The sequence below is a fragment of the Psychrobacter piscatorii genome, from assembly GCF_043641605.1.
Lineage (GTDB): Bacteria > Pseudomonadota > Gammaproteobacteria > Pseudomonadales > Moraxellaceae > Psychrobacter > Psychrobacter piscatorii_C.
The window spans coordinates 218,124-241,663 of sequence record NZ_JBHZRK010000001.1 but is presented as its reverse complement, the minus strand read 5'-3'; the positions used below and the strand labels follow the sequence as shown (position 1 = coordinate 241,663).

Sequence of the window (23,540 nt, the reverse complement as noted above, 5' to 3'; positions counted from 1 at the left end):
ACCTTTTGATTTAGTTATTTAATATCAGTTACGCTAAGGAAGCAACCTATGCTACTTAATATGCTTAAATGCAAATTACACCGTGCTCGCGTTACCCATGCTGAGCTTCACTATGAAGGCTCATGCGGTATTGATGGTGATCTACTGGACCTAGCTGGTCTACGTGAAAACGAATCTATCGATATCTATAATGTGACCAATGGCAAGCGCTTTCGCACCTATGCTATCCGTGCTGAGGCGGGCTCTGGTATTATCTCATTGAATGGTGCTGCGGCTCATATGGCAGATTTGGGCGATATCGTCATTATTTGTGCTTACGCGCATTTTGATGAAGTTGAAGCATCGACGTATCAGCCAAAACTGGTCTATTGCAACGAAGACAACACGGTTAAAGACACAGCAAATATAATTCCTGTACAAGTTGCTTAATATGACAGGATGGTGAGGTTTTGGTAAATTTAAGATAAACACAAAGTTACATCTTTGAATTAACTGCTATTATTACTAAAAATCTCGATGCTAAAGGGAAAGCTGAATCTAAATCAAGATTCGGCTTTTTTTATGCGATTTTTCTCTATTAAACTCATATTTTTCATCATATACAAGGAAACATACCGATGTGGTTGGCAGTGATTGCAATACTGATTGGGTTAGCAATTTTGGTTTGGAGTGCCGATGTCTTTATTGATGGGGCGACAGCACTGGCAAAAAAGTTTAGTGTACCGAGTTTCTTAATCGGTGTTTTGATATTAGGTATCGGCACATCAGCGCCTGAAATGGTCGTGTCAGTATTAGCAGCGCTAGAAGGTAGCCCTGAGCTAGCTTTGGGCAATGCTTATGGCTCTAATATTATTAATATTGCTTTAGTACTCGGCGCAACCGTATTGATCAGCCCTATTATCATCCGTAAGGGCATCGTAAAGCGTGACCTGCCGCTACTACTGCTAATCACCGCCATCGCCGCATGGCAGCTACGTGATGGCATGTTGAGCCAAGCGGATGGCCTCGTATTACTGGTGTTATTGTTTGCCGTATTGGGGCTACAGATCGTACTAAGCATCCGTGAAGGCTATCATGAGCACGAAGATGATATTGCTGATGGTGCGGATTCTGATGAGACAGAGCTAAGCATAGCGCGTGGACTTGGTAGCTTGCTACTTGGTATGCTGATGCTGGTCATCAGCTCGCGTGCGATCGTCTGGGGCGCTGTTGAATTGGCAACGCTATGGGGGCTCAGCGAGCTTATCATTGGTCTTACGATTGTGGCGGTTGGTACATCACTGCCTGAGCTGGTATCGAGCTTGTCAGCAGCACGTAAAGGCGAACACGATATGGCACTGGGTAATATCATTGGTTCGAATGTTTTTAATACTTTAGCGGTCGTAGGCCTAGCAACGGTCATTGCCCCTATTTCTGCTGATCCGGTGATTTTATCGCGCGATGTGATGGCAATGGGGCTACTGACGATATTACTCGTGGCTCTATGTGTGTTTGCCTTTACAACAAAGCGCCAGTTCGGTCGTACGTCGGGCGCTACGTTGGTACTTTTCTTTGTCGGTTATACTGCATGGCTGATTCAAAGCGTTAGTATATAATTTTCACCTTTGTATGTTTTGAGCATTACTGGCTATTTTATAATCCTAAGACTTTTTCTTACGATTTTTAAAACCACGCCATAACCCTTCATGTGCTACTTTTGGCATTTTTAGGGTGATGGTGTTGGATAGCATATCCTGTACTGCGAGACCGCGAGGGTTAAACAGACAAAAAACATAGTTGAATACCAATCCAAGAAACGCGCTGGCCAACAAGGCGGCGCGTGATCCATCAATAAGACTACCGATAATGCCAAAGAGTAACGGCATCAGACAAGCCGCCAAGATGCGTTTGAACGACTGTCCCCACGTGAGCCACTGACCAGCATCATTGATGGTTTTCAATCGCCACGTTTGCATCCCCAATGTCTGACCACCACGGCGCCAAAATATCCCATAGAATGCCACCAGTGTCAGAACAAACGACGGCGTCATAATGGCGTTTTGATACCAAACTGGCAGTGACTGGGCCTGTGACGACTCCGTACCCGTCTGCATCGTCAGCAGCGTACCCACCACGGTCAATATTGTACCGACCAAAAATAACAAAGCCAGAATCAACATACCATCATAAAGAATGGCCACGACACGAACCATAGGTTTGGCAATGGTGGGTTCTTCATTAGGATCTTGCTGCGCAAAAGCGCTGGGTTGCGGCTTTGATTTGCCAGTAGATTTTGACGGGCGTTTAGGTAAACTTTTTGACATGGTACAAGCTCGTAGCAAGCAGTGAATAGTAACGCTATTGTACCGTAAATGACTGACCTATCGTACATTATCCTAGATGACTGTCTAATTATCCTAATCACATAGGATAGCTATGATGCGGTCAATATAAAATCACGGAACCAAAAGACTTAAAGTCACTAAGTAAAAGACAATGCTAAAACACAAAAACTGCAGACATAAAAAAATCGCCGATTGTCATAAGACAGGCGATTGATTTAGTTGATTATGCAAATGGTGCGCTTGGAGAGATTCGAACTCCCGACCCCTTAGTTCGTAGCCAAGTGCTCTATCCAACTGAGCTACAAGCGCGTACTTTGCAAATCATTTACCGAGTTGTTAAAAACAATTTCAGTAAATTAGGTTGGCTATTATATAGATAATATCGCTTGTGTCAACATCTTTTTTAATTAAAAACAAAATATTTTTTGATTTAATTATTAAGAATGTTTAACGCAATATACTGCGTTACTACTCTAATAATAACTGAATAAATGGCGGTGAAGGAGGGATTCGAACCCTCGATACGCTTACACGTATGGTTCCTTAGCAGGGAACTGGTTTCAGCCACTCACCCACTTCACCTAACGATTTAAGACATCTATAAAAAATCTATAAACATAGTATTGATGCTAACAATACGTCTTATGCCGTGGGCGAGTATTATAGCAAAGCCAAAACGAATTGCAAGCCTTGTCTACCGATTTAATCCAGCTTTTCTCATAATTATCGATATAAATGCTTTTCTCGCCTTTTAATACTTAAAATTACACCATATTGCAGAAAAATGCCTCTGCTAAATTGATGACTCAGAACAGTCTCATGTGTTTTGATATTTTATACTTAATCTATAGGTACTAGACTGAGATAGATTTTTTGGTAGTAGGTGGCTATAGTATTTATCACTTATTATAAAATACCTCAAAGGAGTGGTTATGCGACCTGTCGTACTGTGTTTTTCAGGATTGGATCCTTCAGGCGGCGCTGGATTACAAGCGGATATCGAAGCCATCGGTCAATCTGAGGCGCATGCTGCCATTGCTTGTACAGCAGTCACGATCCAAAGCTCACAGCAAGTATTCGGTTTTGAATCATGTACGGCAGCGCTAGTGAAAGCTCAAGCCACTGCCGTACTGGATGACTTACCTGTCAAAGCCATTAAATCCGGTATGCTCGGTACCACGGACAATATTACAATGCTGACCCAGTTGTTTGCTGAGCAAATAATAAGCACTGATACCCCGTTTGTATTGGACCCTGTATTGGTCGCCAATAGCGGTGGCAGCTTGGGCGATGAGAAGACGCTGGTGCGCGCGTTTAGGCAGCTGCTACCCTATGCCACCTTGATTACACCCAATACGCATGAATTGCGCGCGCTGAGCGGTGAGCAAGACTTGCATGTTGGTGCAAAAAAACTATGCGCGCAAGGCGCTTATGCGGTGTTGGTAAAAACCTCTCATGATTTTGACAGCGGTGATATCGAGCAGTATTTATATATAGAAGGAGAGATGGTACACAAGAGCACCTTACCGCGCCTAGAGGGTGAATTTCACGGCTCAGGATGTTCACTTGCCAGCTTTATCGCTGGGCGTTTGGCAATGGGTGATGATTTGATTGATGCGGTAAAATCTGCAGATAGTTGGATTACCCAGACACTGCGCGCAGCTGACGTGCCGCACCCTGAAGATGCTCAAGCTCAATTGATACCCAATCGCTTTGTGCGTCATTAATACCTTTATCAAGCAATAATATAAAATCCTAACGTTTAAATAGTAGACAGTAAAAAGGCGCTCTATATTTTATAGTGCGCCTTTTTAGTCAAAGATCTGACAATGTGCATGGTTTATTCACTGTTGCAAAGTATCGCTTAACCCAACATAGGCATGAAATTCGCGGCCAACCCACCGATGAATATCTCAAGTAAATAAAACACAAAGAAAGCAACCATCGGTGACAAATCAAGCATCCCTAAGTTTGGCGTAATACGACGAAACGGTTCTAGTATCGGCTCCGCTAAGCTCATAATAATACCAATAATGGGATGCTGTGATTGGGTAAACACCACGATCCAGCTGACGATAATAGACCCAATCACCAAGTAGCGACACATGCGTAAAAAGTCTAATACCAAGCTGATCGTACCCGTGAAAAATAGCGGCACAGGGGCAATCCCTTGATGCGTCAATGCTGCTTTTCCAGAGATGTCAATCAGACGAATCAAAAACATCAGGACGATAGCCGCAATGCTAATACGTCCCTGTCCGACCGTTGGGAAGATACGCCCAAACACATCGACGATATGGGTCGCTTTATAGGCAGGTGCAATCATCGGATTGCGCGCATCCATCCCTGCAAATTGCAGCATAAAACGAATAAACACCAGCATCATAGCGAATGTGGTGACCAGATCAAAAACTTGAAATAACATGTTGTTCATGAAGGGCTACTCAATGGGACATTATTGACAGATTTTAGGATGACAACTGTCATTATCAGATGCTGATGATTACATGAGGTGTGACGTCAGTGGTGACTCACAGCACACCTTGTCAGTGTTTACTTACTCATCTCTTCACTAAGCGCTTGGCTACGATCATAGCAAGCTTGCATGGCTTCACCGATTTGGCGACCAATCTCATTGGCTTGCATGGATTCAACGGCTGCTTGGGTGGTACCGTTTGGAGACGTCACTTTGCGGCGCAATTCAGCAGGCGCATCTTCACTATTCATCGCCATTTTTGCCGCACCTATCATAGTTTGTAATGCCAGTGCCGACGCCTGCTCGGTATCTAGTCCTAGCGCAATGCCTTTATCGACCATCGATTCGATAAAATAAAACATATAGGCTGGCGCTGAGCCTGACACGGCAGTGACGGCATGCATATGCTCTTCATCATCGACCCACATGACCAATCCTGACGCTTCCATCACCGCAGTTGCCAACTCTTTTTGTTCAGCTGAGATATTATCTGTACCGTAGAGGCCAGTTGCACCCATCTGAATCATCGAAGGCGTGTTTGGCATGGCGCGCACGATATTACTATAGCCGCCCAACATGTTAGACAATAGGTCAGTTGACAGACCTGCGGCAACCGAGATGACCAACTGATTGTCCAATGCATCAGCAAAAGCACCAACCACCACTTTCATCATTTGTGGTTTTACTGCCAGTACCACGATATCAGCACCGACCACAGCAGATTTGGCATCCGCCATTGGGTCAACGGTGTTTAGCTCTTGAGCCGCCAGTTGCTCACGAATATCGCTGCTAGGATCGGCGACCGTGATAAGGTTTGGTTCGATGCCGCAGCCCACAAGCCCGCTAATAAGCGCTTGTGCCATGTTTCCGCCACCAATAAAACTGATTTTCTTATTATCTAATACCGACATACTTGTCTCCTAGTCACAAAATTTAAAAGTATTCAACGTAACATACTGATATATAAAACGACACTCAGTTTATCATACTGCTCCTAGTATCGTTTGATAAATTCCTGCCGTCTACAACGGTAGTAAACCTAGTTAAAACACGTAACTGACGTCGACTCTGAGACATCGTTTAGCTGTTAGATTACCAATGCATGCTTATAAAATATTTTGAGGTGTTAACTATGTTTTTTATTCACAAAGCCGTTCAAAAAGACTTCTCAAATATTGCAAAGGTACACGTCCACAGTTGGCATGATACTTACCTAGACCTTTTACCGATGCCTTATATCGATGAGATGAATAATCTGGCTAAAAAAACAGCCATGTGGGAACAGATATTGCGTCAACCCGAAGTAGAGGTTTGGATAGCACAAGACGGTAATACCATCGTAGGTTTCATCAGTTACCATGCTCAAAATGAGCGCTATGAAATCACCACGCTATATATTTTACCTACTTATCAATATTAAGGTATAGGCAGCGCGCTTATGAAAGCATCATTGCAAGATATAACAGCCGCTAATGCCGCAGCTCGTTTTCATCTATGGGTTTTGGACACCAATACCAACGCCATTAATTTTCATAAAAAACATGACTTTGAGCAGAGTGCAGAGCGTCACGAGAAGATATATGAAAACACCAAAATAATAGATATTAAAATGATAAAAAATACCGATCCTCTAACTACCTAAATAGTTTTGATGCCCCTACTCAACTGCGCTCAGCCTATTGTGAAATACATCATCGATATCACTACCAAGACTTTTTATAATAGTCGATAAATGACTTTCCAATATCCAAGTATCAAAAGGCGATAATAATAAAACAGAAATCTCACTTTCAGCGTGCTCTTTATCTGTGTATACGACGCTGACCACAACCAAGCTTTCTCGCAGCCATAATGGAATACCAAGCGTTTGATACAGTTTTTTGCCTGATTGTGCACGCGTCGCCAGTGCCGTCTGCACACGCTGTTTGCGATCTAATGGCTTTATTTTTAATACTGCATTGAGTACGCCTATATGACTTTCTAGCAGTTGTACCAGCCTTTCTGGCTCAAATTGCAGCTGCCAGATATGGCCTTCACTACGACGAACAGTCAGTAATACAAAATCACCGTCTGCTGAGTCACTTGTTGTCAAATCCAAACGCGATAATGGCTGCTTCTGCTCTATCATTGGTCTATCTAACCAAGACAACCATTCGCTGCTAAAACGATAAATCTGCTGACGATAGCGGCGAACGGTATAAGAGTACGTGCGACCTTGCCAAAACAGCTCAGTTTGGTGATCATGGTCGCTACGCTGAGTGAGGTTGCATACGTCATCGACGAGCTGCTTAGCAGGCGGTAATGGCTCATCTTGTCCCAGCCAATGATGAAGTAGTTGCCGCTGGCGATACAGAGGTAATGCTTGCAATGCATCGATATTGAGCACGCGCTGTGCTGCTGGTAGCTGTAGATTTTCATCAGCTGTCTGCTGCATATCTTGCTCAGCTTGAGCATTGACAGTGGCTTGCGCATCGCCTAATAGCTGCGCACTGCGAGCAATATTATCGATGACATTGGGATTATAAGCCGCCAGTACTGGCATGATATCGCGGCGCAGTCCGCTACGTACGTTGTCGCCGCTATCATTAGTCGGATCATCGATATAAGGCAATGCTAAGCGCTTGGCATAAGTACTAATCGTGGCGCGCCTTACCGTAAGCCAAGGCCGCCATAATACATTGCGTCGCCTGCCCTGCGTTTGTATTCGCCATGGCTGCATGCCTGACAGACCATTAACCCCAGCGCCTTGGATCAAGCGCATTAACACCGTTTCGGCTTGGTCATCGGCGTGATGCCCTAATAGCAATACATCGTCTTGATTGATATGCGCACGCATGACGTTATAGCGGGCTTGACGCGCTGCTTGCTCGTCATGACCTGTCACTTGTGCTCTTAGGATACGACAAGGTATCTGCTGTATCTTAGCCCAATCAGCGACATGCGTTGCCCAATGCTGACTGTCGGCTTGCAAACCATGATCAACATGTAAAAGCTGCGGTAAGCAGGGCAATCTGCCTTGCCGATAGAGCTGCACACATAACGCTGCAAGCGCCAATGAATCACGCCCACCACTGCAAGCCAGCCACAGACGACGACCATGCAGCTGCTCACTATAGTCCGACATGCTATCCAATAATGCATCTGCCAATGTCTCATCAATCGGCAAATCGTTGACTGGTCTAATAGGATGCGTGAGGATAGCACTGCTAGTCATAATCAGCCTTAGTTTTAGATAGATAAATTCATGAGCAAACTAATGGACATAAAAAAACGCGCCATTGAATGACACGTTTTATTTTAGCATTAAGACTCAGTCTCTAATATGAAAAGCTTAGCATTAAGCAGGCAGCATCACTTCTGAGTTAAACGTCTTTAGTTTTTCGTAGCGGAGCTCACAACGCGCTTGAGCATCCAAATCTTTAATTTCATCAAGCTGCTCAGTAATCAGTGATTTTAGAGCTTCCATGACGGGTTGTGGCTGCAAATGTGCGCCCTCACCCTCATCAATAACAGCATCGATCAAACCCATTTGATATAGATTAATGGCATTTAACTTCAATGCTTCACTGGCATCTGGTGCTTTTTCAGCCGTTTTCCATAAGATAGAAGCACAGCCTTCAGGAGAAATGACCGAATAGATGCTGTTTTGTAGCATGTTGACTTTGTCACCAACGCCAATTGCCAATGCACCACCTGAACCACCTTCACCGATAATGGTCACGATGATAGGTACTTTTAGACTAGAGAATACCGCGATGCTTTCTGCAATCGCTTGCGCTTGTCCGCGCTCTTCTGCGCCAACACCAGGATAGGCACCTTGAGTATCAACAAAGGTCATCACAGGAATATTGAAGCGCTCGGCCATTTTGACCAAGCGAATCACCTTGCGATAGCCTTCAGGGTTGGCCATACCAAAATTATGCTCGATACGCTCACGAGTACTGCGACCACGATGCTGACCGATGACCATTACAGGCTGATCGTTGAACCGCGCCAGACCGCCCAAAATGGCTTTGTCATCGGCAAAAGCACGATCGCCGTGCAACTCATCAAATTCAGTAAAAAGCTGATTAACATAGTCCATAAATAATGGACGCTTGGCATGTCGTGCAAGCTGCACACTATCCCAGACAGTGCTCATAGACGCTTCCCTTTAATCATTATACTTAATGTATTTATGTTTAAGAATAATATCGTTATCGGTGTTCAGATAATGAAAGTACAGTTGTAAACTCAATAGAAGCTATAGTAGCACATCTTATATGGCATGACATTATCGACAACACTGCTTTTGTTACGTTAATCTTTAACTCGATACTGACAATGGTAACGGCTCAGCCTCCTGCGTCTCCATCACGCTAAGCTGTACGCCCCATTTGGCAAACTGCTCAATCTCTGTGCGTAAATCAGCAACTAAAAACGCATAATGCTCACTGCTATCAGCAACCGTAATTTGCCAGTCGCTATCACTGATGACCTTTAATTCCAGCTCTGGTAGTTTATAGTCACTACGGCTATGATGCGCGAGTACAGCGAGACGCAATAGCAAGCACAGATAGACGAGCTGGTTGCCGCCAATCTGACAGGTCTGCTCGAACATATCGGCTTTGAGCTTACGGCGATGGTTGAGCATCAACTGCGCCATACGCTTTTGATCCACTTGCGAGAACCCTGGAATATCAGAATACTCAAGCAAATAAGCGCTGTGCTTATGATAACTGCTATGACTGATTGCAAGGCCAATCTCATGCAAAAACGCCGCACGTCTGAGTAAATCACAGTCATCGCTTGTTAAGGCAAGCTTATCTTTTACTTGCTCAAACAGGTTACGACTAGTTTTTACCACTTGTTTGGCTTGCTTTTTGTCGCCTGAATAACGCTTGATGAGCGCAAGCACACTGCGGTCACGCACATCTTCGCTCGCAAAACGCCCGAGCATGTCATACATCACGCCTTCACGTAATGCCCCATCTGAGTAGGTAATAGTTTCAACGCCTAGTACCTTCATCACCGCACGCAACACTGCCACACCTGCCGGAAATACGGCTTTACGGTGGTCTTTGACGCCTTCTAGCTCGATGTCATCAATATTGCCAATCTTAAGCAGCAATCGCTCTAGTTTTTTGACACCTTTATAAGTAATGCGTTCTTGCTCATCGGCCCAGCCTTTGGACACAAGGACGTTGCGCACCGCTTTGATTGTGCCACTTGAGCCGACCACACTGCTCCAACCGGTCTTTTGGTAACGACCATTGATTGCCAGTACTTCTTTGCGTGCGCCTGAAATCGCATTGTTAAAAGCCTCTTTGGTAATGAGGCCGTCCGCAAAGTACTTCTGTGTAAACGCAACGCAGCCCATTTGTAAGCTTTCAGTCAATAGCGGATCAAACTCTTGACCGATGATAAATTCCGTCGAACCACCACCGATATCAATGACCAAGCGCTTGTCGCTACTCTCATTGGTATGCGAGACGCCCAAATAAATCAATCGTGCCTCTTCGCGACCAGCAATAATTTCAATGGGTTTGGGCAAAATCTTATTGGCGCGAGAAATAAAATCATTGGCATTTTTGGCTTGGCGCAAGGCGTTGGTTGCAACCACACGAATACGCTCTGGCGGTACAGAATCCAAACGCGCCACAAACCGACTTAAACACTCCAGACCACGCTGTTCAGCTGTCTCGCTCAAGATTTTATGCTCATCCAGTCCAGCAGCGAGCTGTACCTTTTCAGACATAGAGACTACTTTGCGCACTTCCCCGTGGTCAAGACGGGCAATGGCTAAGTGAAAACTGTTGGAACCAATATCAATGGCTGCCATCATTTCATCATCGCCGAGCGGCGGGTTCGTAAGATAGTCAGTAGGCATAAGGCAAGTTGTCACCGTGTTAGAGAGAGTGTGTAGTTTAACAAAATCAGGTACGACATAGATATAAAATCATAGGTATAGAAAAAGCAGCCGCCACACAAATCTGGGCCATTTTTCCATTAAAGCATTTATACCAAATACGCGCAAGCGCCGCAAAATCATAGCAAAAGTGTAGAACCAATCTATCAAAGGCTAATGACCAAGCCTACATCTAACGCTTGTGTTAGCCATATCGGTTTGCTACATTGAAGGCTCGTAATATTGTGATAAAAAACCGTTATTTACTGCTTTTACATCGTTATAAATCACATCGAAAACCATCAATTATTTACCTAAAAACTGCCGACGATGGATAGTCGACAAACCCACCAGCAAGGAAGCTAACCGCATGAATCAAACAACCGAAAAAAATGCGACCGAAACCGCTAATACCCATAACAGCACCAGAACGGATATGGTAAAAACTGAAGCGTCACCCAAACAGGCGTTTTATGATTTTTATTTAGACGAGCATCAAAATATGGCTTGTCGCCGTCTCCATTTCGCAGGTAGCAGCTTTGGCTTGTTAGGATTGGCAAAGTCTATCAAAACTGGCTCGGCAAAACCTCTCGCAAAAGGTATCGCTGCCGGATACGCTTGTGCTTGGGTCGGACATTTTTTCTTTGAAAAAAACAAGCCGGCGTCGTTTAAATTTCCGCTAAAAAGTTTTGCTAGTGATTTTCGGATGTATAGCGACGTACTGCGTGGCAATTTAAGCCTAAAAGATCGCAAATATGACAGACGCACAAAAAAACCAGCATCATAATTTACTTATGAATGCTGGTTTATCTTTTAAATGTCTAAGGTTTTAGAGTGGGTTAGCTCTTTGCCATCTCTGCAAATATCTCATCAGCAGCGCTAATTGACGCCTCGATATCTTCATTGCTGTGCTTGATTGACATAAAGCCCGCTTCATACGCAGACGGTGCCAAGTAAATACCACGATCTAGCATGCCATGGAAGAACGTGTTGAACACATCCATATCGCACTCTGTCACATCGTCAAAATTGCTTGGGGTTTTGGTATCAGCGTCTTTGACAAAGAACATACCAAACATGCCGCCCAATTTATTGGTGCGCAGATTGATGCCATGCTTATCCGCCGCCGCTTGGAAACCATCAACCAGATGATCGACTTTGGCAGATAAGTCTTCATAAAAGCCCTCTGCTGTTAAGTCTTCAAACATCGCAATACCAGCACGCATGGCCAGTGGGTTACCTGATAACGTACCTGCTTGATACACGCCACCAAGCGGTGCGATACAAGACATGATTTCTTCTTTACCACCGAAAGCACCAACTGGTAGACCTGCACCAATAATTTTGCCAAAACAGGTCAAATCAGGCGTGATACCGAAGTGTGCTTGTGCGCCGCCAAGACCCACGCGGAATCCTGTCATGACTTCATCAAAAATCAATACTGCACCATGCTCAGTACACTGGGCACGCAACGTGTCATGGAACTCTTGCGCTGGAATGACCATATTCATGTTGCCAGCGATCGGCTCTAAGATCACGCAGGCGATCTCTTCACCCCATTTTTCAAAGCAGTCTTTGATCGCTTGCGGATCATTATAAGGAATCGTAATGGTGTGCTTCGCAAAATCGGCTGGAACGCCTTTCGAGGTTGGTTCGCCGATATCAAGCATCCCTGAGCCTGCTTTCACGAGCAGACTGTCCGAATGGCCATGATAGCAACCTTCAAACTTGACGATTTTGTCACGCTGAGTATAACCACGTGCCAAACGAATCGCGCTCATGGTCGCTTCTGTACCGGAGCTGGTCATGCGAATCATCTCAACGCTCGGGACGATGTCACAAATCTTGTCAGCAACCGTTGTTTCAAACGGGGTTGGTGTACCAAAGCTCAAGCCATCATCGGCCGCTTGTTTGACAGCGTCGATGACTTTTGGATGCGCATGACCCAAAATCATTGGGCCCCAAGAACCAACATAATCAATATAGGCATTGTCTTCGGTGTCATAAATCTTGCTGCCATTGGCACGGTGCATAAAGATTGGCGTACCGCCGACCCCTGCAAAGGCGCGGACGGGTGAATTAACACCGCCTGGAATATGTTTGCGAGCTTGGGCAAAAAGCTGTTCGTTTTTAGTACTCATAATCATGACTCTTTATTATATTGATAAGGAAATATCGATTAAACTGCTGAGTGCACCTATCTTAACAAAAAAAGTGAGCTCATCTGAGCTCACTTTGTATCTAACTGATAAAACCGATTATAAAAAATAGTTACTGTCTATGAGGGCAGCTTGGCAAAATAGTTGATAACTATTTTACTCAGATAAATTCTTAGACTTTGGTGTCTCTGGCTGCTTTTCTTTAGGAGAAAACGCCTTTAAACGACCTTGCTCATGCTCTAACCAAATTGCATTAACAACGGCCAATAACACCGCGAACCCCAACCCTAATATCCAGGCAAAATACCACATGTTGTTCTCCCCAAGTTAGTAAACCCTTTAATAAAGTGTGTGATCATTTTCGCGAATATAAGCGGCCGTGACTTTGCCTCGCATAACACTATATGCCCAACTGGTATAGACCAAAATGATTGGTACAAAAATAACCACCGCATAGAGCATAATCATCAGCGTTAAATGACTAGAAACACTATCCCAGATAGTCAAGCTTGAATTTGGAAAAGTAGACGATGGCATAATGAATGGAAATAACGCGATACCTGCTGTCATGATCACACCCAGTACAGCAATACTTGAGCTGACAAATGCAGTCAGCGTTTTGCCTATTTTTAACAACATAGCCGTCACTAATGCCATCAATACACCCAGTGCAGGAAAGACCCAAGCCACTGGGTAGGTCGCAAAGTTAGTCATCCAACCACCAGGCTGTGAAACAACTTCTTTACCAAGCACATTAGGTAGGCTGGCTGGGTCAATCGTTGAGGCAAGAACATAACCATCAAGCGTTTGTACCCAAAAACCTGCCCCTACAAACAATATCACCATCATTATGGCTGACAGTATGGTGTAACGAATAGCACGTATCTGAATAACCCCTTCAGTACGATGGGCTAAATATGTACCACCCTGCATGATTAACATGGTGGCACTCACCAAACCACAAAGGATCGCAAACGGACTCAATAACTGCCAAAAATTGCCCGTATAGGTCGATAAAAGATTGTTATCAAAGCTAAATGGCACTCCCAAGAAAAGATTACCAAAGGCAACACCAAAGACCACAGCGGGTACAAACGACCCAAAAAATAGTCCCCAGTCCCAAGCATTACGCCATCGTTTATCTTTAATCATACTGCGATATTTAAAGCCAACTGGCCGAAAAAACAATGCCCATAAAACAGCTATCAGCGCCCAATAAAAGCCGCTAAATGCCGTTGCATATACCATCGGCCATGCAGCAAATAAGGCACCACCTGCGGTAATAAACCAGACTTGGTTACCTTCCCAATGTGGTCCAATCGTATTGATAATCAGGCGGCGTTCTTCATCATTTTTACCAATGAATGGTAGCAGGGTACAAACCCCCATATCATGACCATCCATGATAGCAAAACCAATCAATAGCACACCAACGATAAGCCACCACATTATTTTTAATGTCTCATAATCAAACAACATGAATCACCTCCTGATCCCCAGCGGTTGGCGTCACGTTGCGAGGTGTCTCGCCATCATAACGTCCTGTACCCAAACTGGCTGGCCCTAGCTTCACGTACTTAATCATCAGGTACATCTCGATAATCAGTAAAACGGTATAAAAACCAACAAATCCAGCAAGCGACCAGTAAACATTCGCCACACCGATATTCGATGTCGACACATAAGTTGGCAATACACCATAAATGGTCCAAGGCTGACGACCATACTCAGCAACAAACCAACCCAGCTCAGCCGCTATCCAAGGGGCTGGTAACATGATAACGGCCCATTTCAGTAACCATGTCTTTTGGGCAAAAGTTCCTTTGAAAGTAAACCATAGGCTAACTGAGAACAACGCCAACATGAGGAACCCAAGCCCTACCATGATGCGAAAAGACCAAAACATCGGTGCAACCTTAGGAATGGTGTCTTCAGTAGCCTTTTGAATCATCTCAGGCGTGGCTTGTGAGACGTCAGCTGTATATCTTTTAAGCAAAAGTCCAAAGCCTAAATCTTCTTTGACCTTATCAAACTCTGCCCTTAGTGCCATATCTTCTGGCGTTTCACGCAGTTGTGCTAGCAATCCTACCGCAGTGATACCGTTGGTAATGCGTTCACGGTTCAACGCTTTAATGTCATGAATACCCGGAATTTCGGTATCTAAAGAGCGTGTGCCGATGATGCCCATCGCATAAGGAATCTGCACTTCCCAGTTATTCTTCTGCTCTTCTTCATTGATACTAGCAATCAAGTTGAATGGGGCTGGGGCTGACTCTGTATGCCACATCGCCTCCATCGTCGCCAACTTGGTCTGTTGAGCTTTACCAACAGAATAGCCTGACTCATCGCCTAAAACAATCACACTACAGATAGATGCCAAACCAAACGCTGCTGCCACCTGAAAACTACGCTTGGCAAATTCAACATCACGTCTACGCAGCAGGTATAGAGCGGAAATAGACAACACAAACAATGAGCCCACCACATAGCCTGCTGATACTGTATGCACGAATTTATTTTGTGCATCTGGGTTAAAGATAATGGCTGAAAAATCAACCATCTCCATACGCATGGTCTGGTAGTTAAACTCTGCACCAACAGGGCTTTGCATCCAACCGTTGGCAATCAAAATCCATAATGCTGAAAGGTTTGTCCCAACGGCCATCAATACAGTGACAACTAAATGCTGAAAACGAGAAAGCCTGTCCCAGCCAAAGAAAAATAAACCCACCATAGTGGATTCAAGAAAAAATGCCATCAAACCTTCAATAGCAAGCGGCGCACCAAAAATATCACCTACATACTGTGAATAATAAGACCAGTTGGTGCCAAATTGAAACTCCATCGTGATGCCTGTGGTGACACCAAGTGCAAAGTTAATACCAAATAATTTGCCCCAATAACGCGTCATGTCCTTCCACACTTGTAGTCCTGTAGTGACATAGACTGCCTCCATAATCACCAACAGCCAAACCATGCCCAATGTGAGTGGAATAAACAAGAAATGGTAAAGCGCTGTCACCGCAAACTGTAAGCGGGACATGTCTACTAGTTGTTCAGTAATCATACCAAACCCCCTAAAAATAAGGACTTACGGCTACAATTGAATATCAATACAGATAACCTATATGCTCAAATAGCATAGATATCTCTCTCTGCTTAATCAATGGTGCTATTAGCCCTGCGTTACCCATGAGATCGAGCTTTTCCGATTACTGATATGCATCGATGTTTGTCATCACTGCTAATAAAAACTACAAACATTTGGTTAGATATAGAGCAATATCAATACCAAAAAAGCCAACAAAAAGCGAAGTAGCAGCCCCTCCACTAGCCCTAGTGGAGGGGCAATAATATCTAAATAAAAAAGATATATTATTTACAAAAACAATATATTAAATAGTATAATCTTTAGAGCAAATCGATACAAGAATTAATCCACAAAAAAAATGTGGTTTTAAGCTTAGATTATGACATAATTTATATAAAATTACATCCCAGTTGTAATCATGGAAGTTCAAATGAACGCATCACAGGTTCTGGTAAGATAGTGATCAATCAAGGTTTACTTAGGTGATATCTAAATTTTTACTTGCCAACCATGTTTGTTTCACTGATGTTATTTCATATAATAACTATTAAATATCAAATACTTAATCATATAAACCATGGTACATGATATATCATCTTTGATGTTTTATAGCACTGATAGTTAGCCATTAATACAAGTCCAAATTGGTAGCAGTGCCTATTAGTAAATACTCAATATGCCCTAATAGTTATCATTTTCTCTTTTCATTATCTTCGACTTCTATGGTGACGGTAGACAGTACTATGGCAACACTCACAAATGCCGAAAAACGACTTCTCAAAGAAATACTAATATCAGTCAAGCGCTCTCTTAACTTAGCGTGGTTACTGACTATCATCAGCACGTTGCTACTTGTTTGGCAGGCATGGCTACTGGCTAGCCTTTTTAGCACGTGGCTCTACAATCATTTTTATGACCTTCCTTTGTCTACAAATGTTTCTATTTATTGGCTGGTAGGACTGGCAGCCTGCTTTACGACTCGACCACTACTCAATAGTGGTCGTGAACTCATTAGCAGTCGTGCCAGTTTCACGGTACGCCGTAAGCTGCGTGAGTCTTTGTTATCAATTATGGAAAAACTGGGACCAAACTTACGTTATTTTGGTAGCGATGGTAGTTTGTCTAGCCAAATCATTGATCAAACTGATGCGCTAGATGGTTTTATCAGTAGTTTTAGCGTGCAGCGTAAGGTTGCTGTCAGTACGCCTATGATTCTACTGATTGCGGTCGCATACCAGAGTTGGGTCGCCGCAGCGTTGCTACTGTTGACCGCACCTTTAGTGCCTATATTTATGATATTGATTGGTCACTTAACGGCACGTAAAAGCGCCGATCAATTCACTGCATTGGCTCAGCTCAGTGGTCGTTTTTTAGATTGGGTACGTGGCATGCCAACGTTAAAGCGCTTACAAGCTACTGATATCGCAGGCCATGATTTAGCCATCAGCAGCGAAGATTATCGCCGCCGTACTATGGATGTACTAAAAATTGCTTTTTTAAATGGTGCTGTCTTAGAGTTGCTGGCTGCATTGAGTATTGCGCTGGTGGCCGTTTACCTTGGTTTTGGATTGATCGGTATATTGCCTTGGGATAAGGGAGAGGTACCAGTACCGTACTTTGGCGCCTTGTTTGTTTTATTGTTAGCCCCTGATTTTTATTTGCCGTTACGCCAGTTAGGTGCTGACTATCACGCCAAAGCCCAAGCCGAAGGCGCAGTACAGAGTCTACTGCCAATTATTGAGGCAGCAAAAACAGCGGACTCTACTAATGACAACCGTACTGATTATAAAACTGACTCTAATACAAGCTTTATAAAATCACTCTCATTGGATACCTCCCAAGCTTTTGGTATTGAACTATCGAACGTCAGCATTCGTAGCCCAATAGCCATCTCGACAGAAGCAATCACTCACTCAGCCTCTACATCAGATCTTCAAGTAGGCCTCCCACCCATTTATCGCCATCGTCTGGCACCAACGACTTTTAGTATAAAAGCGGGCAAACGGATTGCACTGATTGGCGATAGTGGCAGCGGTAAGTCTAGCCTGCTACAAGCACTGATGGGGTTTGTGAATTATGAGGGAGACATCGCCCTCGTCAGTGCCGATGAAACAATGCAAGTACCTTTTCACGATATTGATCCTGAGTTACTGCGACAAAATACTGGCTATTTAGCGCAGCAAGTGGCATTGATGCCACTCACAATTGCAGAAAACTTGCGCCTTGCCAATCCTCAAGCAACCGAACAAGAGCTGATTGAAGTACTTCAAGTGGTGGCGCTATGGGAGCTCATCAAATATTTACCTGATGGTATACATACGCAGCTTGGTGATCGTGGGCAAGGCTTATCAGGTGGCCAGCAGCAACGCTTGGGTATCGCCCAGCTACTACTACGTAATGCCAGTCTATGGTTACTGGACGAGCCAACCGAGCATTTAGACCCTGATACCGCCCAGCATATTCACACCTTACTTGAAATCGTCAGTCGCCATAAAACCGTGGTTTGGGTGACCCATGCACATGAGCAGCTAGAGTGGTTGGATAGCGTGATTCGACTGTCACTACCGTTATCTGCTGACCACCAGGTGCTCAATACCAGTGAGCTATCTAAACAGGTAGGAGATGCGCAATGAGCAAGCAGAGATCATCTAACTTACTCAATTCCTGTGATCATCAGCTTAAGGATGATTATGTGCCAGTTTTTCGCTTACGCGATATGCTCAAACCCTCATTTGACTTATGGCTCATTTCTTGGCTACTTGGGCTGATATTTACCCTCTCTATTATTGCGCTGCTGATGATATCAGGCTGGTTTATTACTGGCGCAGCATTAGCTGGCATGCTAGCGGTAGGTTCACATGCCTTTAATTACATGGTACCAGCGGGAATCATACGGATGTTGGCGATGGCTCGTACAGCCAGTCGCTATGGTGAGCTGATGGTTTCACATCATGCGGTGTTTAATTTGTTGAAAAACCTTAGATTAAAGTTCTTTCATCATCTGGCTGCCAAACCCTTGATACAGCAGCGCAATGCTCTACATGCTTCTCAATATATGCACCGACTGGTCAGCGATATCGACAAGCTTGATGAGTTTATACTGCGAGTTGTTTCTCCTTGGTTCATTAGCACCATAACGATGATACTACTGGCTATATTTATCGGTTTTGTTTTGCCTGTTGGCACTACCTTTAAACTGATGATTTTTATTTTGCTCACGTTAGCACTACTGTTGCCATTGATAGCAACTTGCTTAGGTATTGAACAATCAAAGCGGCTGGCTGAGACCTCTGAAGCACGGCGTCACAAATTGCTTGCGCCATTAGCGATTATTACTCAGCTACTACTTTGGCAGCAGTGGCATGCGCAAACCAAAAGCTATACCAATCAAGATGAGACGTTGCAAAAGCTAGAATGGCAAGCGCAGAAACAACGCTCTAGTTATACTTTAGCTATCCAGTGGTTGCTCTACTTGAGTGTTTTGGTGGTGTTATTTACTGTTGCTACCTTAGACATTGGTACTGACATCAATGTGCCATTGATACTGGCAGTGACACTTGGATTGCTCGGTATTCAAGAGATTTTGGTCCCATTAGGTCAGAATTATCTATCGCTTGGTAGCAGCATAGCGGCAAAAAATCGCCTAAATGCTTTGCTAGTTCAGCAGTTTGAGGATAATGAAATCACCAAGACCCATTCAAAGAAAACGGTCACCAAAAAAGAGAACGTTAGATCAGAAATATCCCACCCTTTATTACCGCTACCGACTGATGCACTGACAGTAGAGCTTAAACATGTCTATGCAAAAATACCGAAGGCGCTGGTCGGTGCTCAAGATGTTAATATCTCTATTCAATCTGGTACACCTTTGATCGTTCGCGGCCCATCAGGTTGCGGCAAATCAACGCTGCTACAATTGCTCGCAAATGAGCTACCTGCTCTATCAGGTGAAGTAGTGCTAAATGGGATAGCCTGGCATGCTTACGACTGGCAAGACCAGCTTGGTTATTTAGGTCAACAGCTTGATATATTTGACCAAAGTTTGGCAGCCAATTTGCGTTTGGGAAAAATCGATGCCAGCGATGCTGAATTAATGGCGTCTTTAGACAAGGTTGGATTGTTACCATGGTTACAAACGCAGCCACAAGGGCTTGCCACCCCGCTTGGCGAATATGGAGCGGCTATCTCTGGTGGGCAGGCGCGGCGCATCGCACTAGCAAGATTATTGCTGAAACCTAGAAGAGTATTGTTGCTCGATGAGCCATTTGCAGGCCTTGATGGCCGAACTCGTACACAGGTTTGGCAAAATGTATGTACGCATCAAAAAGAGAATATACTGATTATCGTCAGTCACCATGAGTGGAATATGGGGCACTATGAATCGTTAGTGCTTAACGAAGGCTTGTTTACCAATGATATTATTGGATAAAGGTACTAATACGTATTAATAAGCACAACTATATAAGATGATTATGTAGGTTGCAAAACATACTCTTTACCCCTCATCGCTAAGTTACTAGCTTAAACCGCTCAATCATTTTTTACATTAAGATTGACTAAGAACCTGCATTTAATCAAATGCAGCACTATAAAAAAGCCACCTAAGCGTTAGATGGCTTTTTTATATGTTGATATTGAGAGAACAAATCAGTGCCTCGCTTTGCATATACTTAGGCTGTATATCATTTTCTCAAACAGTCATAATTGATCGCTAAAATAGCACTAGAAGCGGTGACCTCCAAGAGAGGTGGATTACGCTTTTTTGACGACAGAAGATTTCAGCTTCATTGGGCCATAGCCATCGAGTTTACAATCAATATCGTGACCATCGGTTGCGTCTGGTAATAGGCGGATACTTTTTGCCTTTGTGCCAACTTTGATGACAAGTGAAGAGCCTTTCACCTTTAGGTCTTTAATGACCGTAACGGCATCGCCATCCTGTAGCTCATTACCAACCGCATCACGAATGACGGCATCTTGCTCTTCCGCTTGCGCCGCATCTGTCTCAGCTGCTGTCCACTCGTGAGCGCACATCGGACATACCAGTAACGCACCATCTTCATACGTATATTCAGCATCACATTTCGGGCAATTTGGTAAGCTCATCATATCCTCGGCAGTCATCAGACGTTGGGTTTATTGTAGAGCGGACATTGTACCGTAACTCGCCATTTTTAACCAATTTGTACCGTTGAAAATGGCGCACTACGCCCAATTTAATGCTTAACCCACACTTAAGCACCCCACTTATGGATGACGTTTTTGTGACACCATTTTTGTGGTACTCTTCTTAACCTTATTTACATTTTTACTGACATGTTCTGTCAGTAATAAAAGCGTCTATATGAAAGCGCACCTATAATTTTTATCGCTTCGATTTCATCTCTATATTTTAATAATTAAGCATTCAGCAGAAGGATAATAACAATGACTCAGTCTCCAAACCCCTTAGCATTGCCGCAGTTTTCACAGTTGACCATTCAAGGCGAGGACGCCGAAAAATTCTTACAAGGGCAATTGACTTGTGACGTCACTAAGCTTGGGCTTAGCTATCAAGCCGCTGCTATTTGTAATCTAAAAGGTCGTATTGAATTTGGCATTTGGATCAAAAAACAAGCCGAAAAGCATTATGATGTGGTCATCAGCCGCGATTGTGCAGATGCCTTACAAGCTCATTTAAAAAAGTTTGGCGCGTTTTCTAAATTTGATACCAGCGAGTCGATCGCGATTTATCCTTGCGTGTTAGCAGACGAACCAACCTTTAGCCATAAGGACGATCACAATACCGCTGAAGACACGCAGGATTGGATGGCGTGCAGCCTAGCGACTGGTAATTACTGGATTGTCGCGGCGACTCAAGGTGAGTTTCAGCCGCAAGAGCTGCGCCTGCATCAGCGTGGCGGTATGGACTATGATAAAGGCTGCTATTTGGGTCAAGAAGTCATTGCCCGTATTTATTTTAAATCGGCGCCCAAAGCATTTTTACATTATGTCAAAGGCACAGGCGCGGTGCCCGCAGCAGGCGACAAACTCGATAAAATCCAAGTGGTGAATGCGATGGAAAATGACGACGGCTTTACTGCACTTGTCGTGGCACGTCCTGAACACTTGGCAGAAAGCACGCTTAGCATACTGGACTTGCCAGCAGCGCTACAGGTGGATGTTGCGCGCCCAAAGTAAATCGAATCAAGAAAGCTGCACAGCAACGGTGATGGCAAGCTAATATACGGCTGCCGTCATGATTAACATGAGCATAGAGAATCCCATGACACATATTGCGGTACTCGGAGCAGGCGTGGTGGGCGTGACCACTGCATGGTATCTACGTCAAGCAGGCTATGATGTGACTGTGATCGAGCGCGAATCGGCGGCAGGGATGCAGACATCCTTTGCCAATGGTGGTCAAATATCGGTCTCTCATGCGACGCCGTGGGCCAATCCTGCGACGCCAATGAAAGCGCTCAAATGGTTGTTTAAAGAGGATGCGCCGCTGCTGTTTCGCCTGCGTGCCGATAAGGATCAGCTCAAATGGGCCATGCAGTTTTTGCAAGAGTGCCGCGCTGATCGCGCCGATGCCAATCTGGTGCAAATGGTACGCTTAGGGTTGTATTCTCGCGACGCCTTACAGCAGCTACGCGCCGATATCGGTATCGAGTATGAGCAGCAAACACGCGGTATCATGCACTTTTATACCAGCCAAGCGGAGTTTGATGCGGCGATTGAACCCACTGAGCGCATGCAAGCGCTTGGTTGTGAGCGCCATGTAATTGATATCAATAATGCCGTTAACTTGGAACCTGCCCTCTACCCAATTGCGCACAAACTTACTGGAGCAACCTACACCAGCCGTGACGAATCTGGTAATGCGCACCTATTTACGCAAAGACTCGCACAGCGCTGCATTGATGCGGGTGTACAGTTCTTATATGATACTGAGATTTTAGCACTTAATACTGACGGTTACTCTGCAAGACCTCATATACACAGTATTACCATTCGGCCAAAAGGCGAAAACGCGCAGACTTTCACGGCTGATAGTCATGTGGTCGCGCTAGGTAGCTATAGCGTCCCTCTGTTAAAACCATTGAACATTCGCGTGCCTATTTTTCCAGCAAAGGGCTATTCGGCCACCTATACCGTCAATCCACGTGCACCGCATTTAGCGCCCTTTGTCAGCCTGATTGATGATGAGTTTAAGCTGGTGACCTCGCGGCTGGGTGACAAGTTACGAGTGGCCGGGACTGCAGAATTCAATGGTTATAATTTAGACTTAAATGCCACACGCTGTGAGGCCATTACTCGTCGCGTGCAGCAATTATTTCCAAAAGGTATCATCGCAAATTCGGTTCAATATTGGACAGGACTGCGCCCCATGACTCCCTCGAACGTACCTTTGATTGGTCGTGCGCATTGCGGTCAAGTCAAACATGGTAGCCACAATACTTCAGCCACTTTTGGCAATCTATGGCTAAATACAGGACATGGTACATTAGGCTGGACGCATGCTTGCGGCTCTGCAAAAGCCATCAGCTTATTAATACAAGGCGAAACGCCCAACGTTGATTTTGATTTTATCGGCATGAGCGTTTGATCGGCTCAGCAA

Annotated in this window: 19 protein-coding genes, 2 tRNA genes and 1 pseudogene; 9 read left to right on the top strand and 13 right to left on the bottom strand. The window is 44.4% G+C overall.

Annotated features, from left to right (window positions below; all coding sequences use genetic code 11):
* The first annotated feature begins 48 nt into the window (after positions 1-48).
* On the top strand, positions 49-429 hold the full coding sequence (gene panD, locus ACHUET_RS01080) for an aspartate 1-decarboxylase (protein ID WP_010196068.1): 381 nt from the start codon (positions 49-51) through the stop codon (positions 427-429).
* Between the two features lie 188 nt (positions 430-617).
* A complete protein-coding gene (locus ACHUET_RS01075; RefSeq protein WP_394209946.1) occupies positions 618-1,595 on the top strand; it encodes a calcium/sodium antiporter in 978 nt (325 codons plus the stop codon).
* A 45-nt stretch (positions 1,596-1,640) separates the two neighbouring features.
* Here ACHUET_RS01075 and ACHUET_RS01070 read toward each other — a convergent pair whose 3' ends face one another.
* The 3 genes from ACHUET_RS01070 to ACHUET_RS01060 all read right to left on the bottom strand — a co-directional run bounded on the left by ACHUET_RS01070 (position 1,641) and on the right by ACHUET_RS01060 (position 2,906).
* Positions 1,641-2,303 carry an RDD family protein gene (locus tag ACHUET_RS01070; RefSeq protein ID WP_394209944.1) on the bottom strand — a complete coding sequence of 221 codons (663 nt, stop codon included), beginning with the start codon at positions 2,301-2,303 and terminating at the stop codon, positions 1,641-1,643.
* A gap of 253 nt (positions 2,304-2,556) precedes the next feature.
* Positions 2,557-2,633: transfer RNA gene (locus tag ACHUET_RS01065), tRNA-Arg, on the bottom strand.
* Positions 2,634-2,816: 183 nt separating this feature from the next.
* A tRNA-Ser gene (locus ACHUET_RS01060) sits at positions 2,817-2,906 on the bottom strand.
* 350 nt (positions 2,907-3,256) lie between these two features.
* Here ACHUET_RS01060 and ACHUET_RS01055 point away from each other — a divergent pair.
* Positions 3,257-4,051: a hydroxymethylpyrimidine/phosphomethylpyrimidine kinase gene (locus tag ACHUET_RS01055; protein WP_394209942.1), complete on the top strand. Its 795-nt coding sequence runs from the start codon at positions 3,257-3,259 to the stop codon at positions 4,049-4,051.
* Between the two features lie 137 nt (positions 4,052-4,188).
* Here the strand turns inward: ACHUET_RS01055 and ACHUET_RS01050 are convergent, their stop codons facing one another.
* Both ACHUET_RS01050 and proC read right to left on the bottom strand, forming a co-directional pair.
* Complete coding sequence (locus ACHUET_RS01050; protein ID WP_075105771.1) at positions 4,189-4,758, bottom strand: YggT family protein; 570 nt, start codon at positions 4,756-4,758, stop codon at positions 4,189-4,191.
* A gap of 119 nt (positions 4,759-4,877) precedes the next feature.
* Positions 4,878-5,711 (bottom strand): pyrroline-5-carboxylate reductase, encoded by an 834-nt coding sequence (gene proC, locus ACHUET_RS01045; protein WP_394209940.1) that lies wholly within the window; start codon positions 5,709-5,711, stop codon positions 4,878-4,880.
* A 191-nt stretch (positions 5,712-5,902) separates the two neighbouring features.
* On the opposite strand from proC, the pseudogene ACHUET_RS01040 reads away from it, so the two are divergent.
* Positions 5,903-6,442, top strand: a pseudogene (locus ACHUET_RS01040) (GNAT family N-acetyltransferase).
* Positions 6,443-6,457: 15 nt separating this feature from the next.
* Here the strand turns inward: ACHUET_RS01040 and tilS are convergent.
* The 3 genes from tilS to ppx all read right to left on the bottom strand — a co-directional run bounded on the left by tilS (position 6,458) and on the right by ppx (position 10,669).
* Positions 6,458-8,014, bottom strand: coding sequence for a tRNA lysidine(34) synthetase TilS (tilS, locus tag ACHUET_RS01035; protein WP_394209939.1), 1,557 nt, complete (start codon positions 8,012-8,014; stop codon positions 6,458-6,460).
* A 123-nt stretch (positions 8,015-8,137) separates the two neighbouring features.
* Positions 8,138-8,941 carry an acetyl-CoA carboxylase carboxyltransferase subunit alpha gene (locus tag ACHUET_RS01030; protein WP_394209937.1) on the bottom strand — a complete coding sequence of 268 codons (804 nt, stop codon included), beginning with the start codon at positions 8,939-8,941 and terminating at the stop codon, positions 8,138-8,140.
* Positions 8,942-9,106: 165 nt separating this feature from the next.
* The gene (gene ppx / locus ACHUET_RS01025; RefSeq protein WP_394209935.1) at positions 9,107-10,669 is read right to left on the bottom strand and encodes an exopolyphosphatase; all 1,563 of its coding nucleotides are present in this window, start codon (positions 10,667-10,669) and stop codon (positions 9,107-9,109) included.
* 454 nt (positions 10,670-11,123) lie between these two features.
* Here ppx and ACHUET_RS01020 point away from each other — a divergent pair, with 454 nt between their 5' ends.
* Positions 11,124-11,474: an Mpo1-like protein gene (locus ACHUET_RS01020; protein ID WP_394210331.1), complete on the top strand. Its 351-nt coding sequence runs from the start codon at positions 11,124-11,126 to the stop codon at positions 11,472-11,474.
* A gap of 52 nt (positions 11,475-11,526) precedes the next feature.
* On the opposite strand, the gene hemL is transcribed toward ACHUET_RS01020, so the two are convergent.
* The 4 genes from hemL to ACHUET_RS01000 all read right to left on the bottom strand — a co-directional run bounded on the left by hemL (position 11,527) and on the right by ACHUET_RS01000 (position 15,913).
* A complete protein-coding gene (gene hemL / locus ACHUET_RS01015) occupies positions 11,527-12,828 on the bottom strand; it encodes a glutamate-1-semialdehyde 2,1-aminomutase (protein ID WP_394209933.1) in 1,302 nt (433 codons plus the stop codon).
* A gap of 174 nt (positions 12,829-13,002) precedes the next feature.
* A complete protein-coding gene (gene cydX, locus ACHUET_RS01010) occupies positions 13,003-13,158 on the bottom strand; it encodes a cytochrome bd-I oxidase subunit CydX (protein WP_201601234.1) in 156 nt (51 codons plus the stop codon).
* 27 nt (positions 13,159-13,185) lie between these two features.
* Positions 13,186-14,322, bottom strand: a complete 1,137-nt coding sequence (cydB, locus tag ACHUET_RS01005; protein WP_394210330.1) for a cytochrome d ubiquinol oxidase subunit II — start codon at positions 14,320-14,322, stop codon at positions 13,186-13,188.
* The gene (locus ACHUET_RS01000) at positions 14,315-15,913 is read right to left on the bottom strand and encodes a cytochrome ubiquinol oxidase subunit I (protein WP_394209931.1); all 1,599 of its coding nucleotides are present in this window, start codon (positions 15,911-15,913) and stop codon (positions 14,315-14,317) included. The genes cydB and ACHUET_RS01000 overlap by 8 nt, the downstream gene beginning before the upstream one ends.
* Positions 15,914-16,680: 767 nt before the next feature.
* On the opposite strand from ACHUET_RS01000, the gene cydD reads away from it, so the two are divergent.
* Together cydD and ACHUET_RS00990 are read left to right on the top strand one after the other, a co-directional pair.
* Positions 16,681-18,570, top strand: coding sequence for a thiol reductant ABC exporter subunit CydD (gene cydD / locus ACHUET_RS00995; protein WP_394209929.1), 1,890 nt, complete (start codon positions 16,681-16,683; stop codon positions 18,568-18,570).
* Positions 18,567-20,366 (top strand): amino acid ABC transporter ATP-binding/permease protein, encoded by a 1,800-nt coding sequence (locus tag ACHUET_RS00990; protein ID WP_394209927.1) that lies wholly within the window; start codon positions 18,567-18,569, stop codon positions 20,364-20,366. The genes cydD and ACHUET_RS00990 overlap by 4 nt, the downstream gene beginning before the upstream one ends.
* Before the next feature lie 323 nt (positions 20,367-20,689).
* On the opposite strand, the gene ACHUET_RS00985 is transcribed toward ACHUET_RS00990, so the two are convergent.
* Positions 20,690-21,043: a zinc ribbon domain-containing protein YjdM gene (locus ACHUET_RS00985; protein ID WP_058025320.1), complete on the bottom strand. Its 354-nt coding sequence runs from the start codon at positions 21,041-21,043 to the stop codon at positions 20,690-20,692.
* 321 nt (positions 21,044-21,364) lie between these two features.
* On the opposite strand from ACHUET_RS00985, the gene ygfZ reads away from it, so the two are divergent.
* The gene (gene ygfZ, locus ACHUET_RS00980; protein ID WP_394209926.1) at positions 21,365-22,117 is read left to right on the top strand and encodes a CAF17-like 4Fe-4S cluster assembly/insertion protein YgfZ; all 753 of its coding nucleotides are present in this window, start codon (positions 21,365-21,367) and stop codon (positions 22,115-22,117) included.
* A gap of 85 nt (positions 22,118-22,202) precedes the next feature.
* Positions 22,203-23,528, top strand: a complete 1,326-nt coding sequence (locus ACHUET_RS00975; RefSeq protein WP_394209924.1) for a D-amino acid dehydrogenase — start codon at positions 22,203-22,205, stop codon at positions 23,526-23,528.
* The last annotated feature ends 12 nt before the right edge of the window (positions 23,529-23,540 follow it).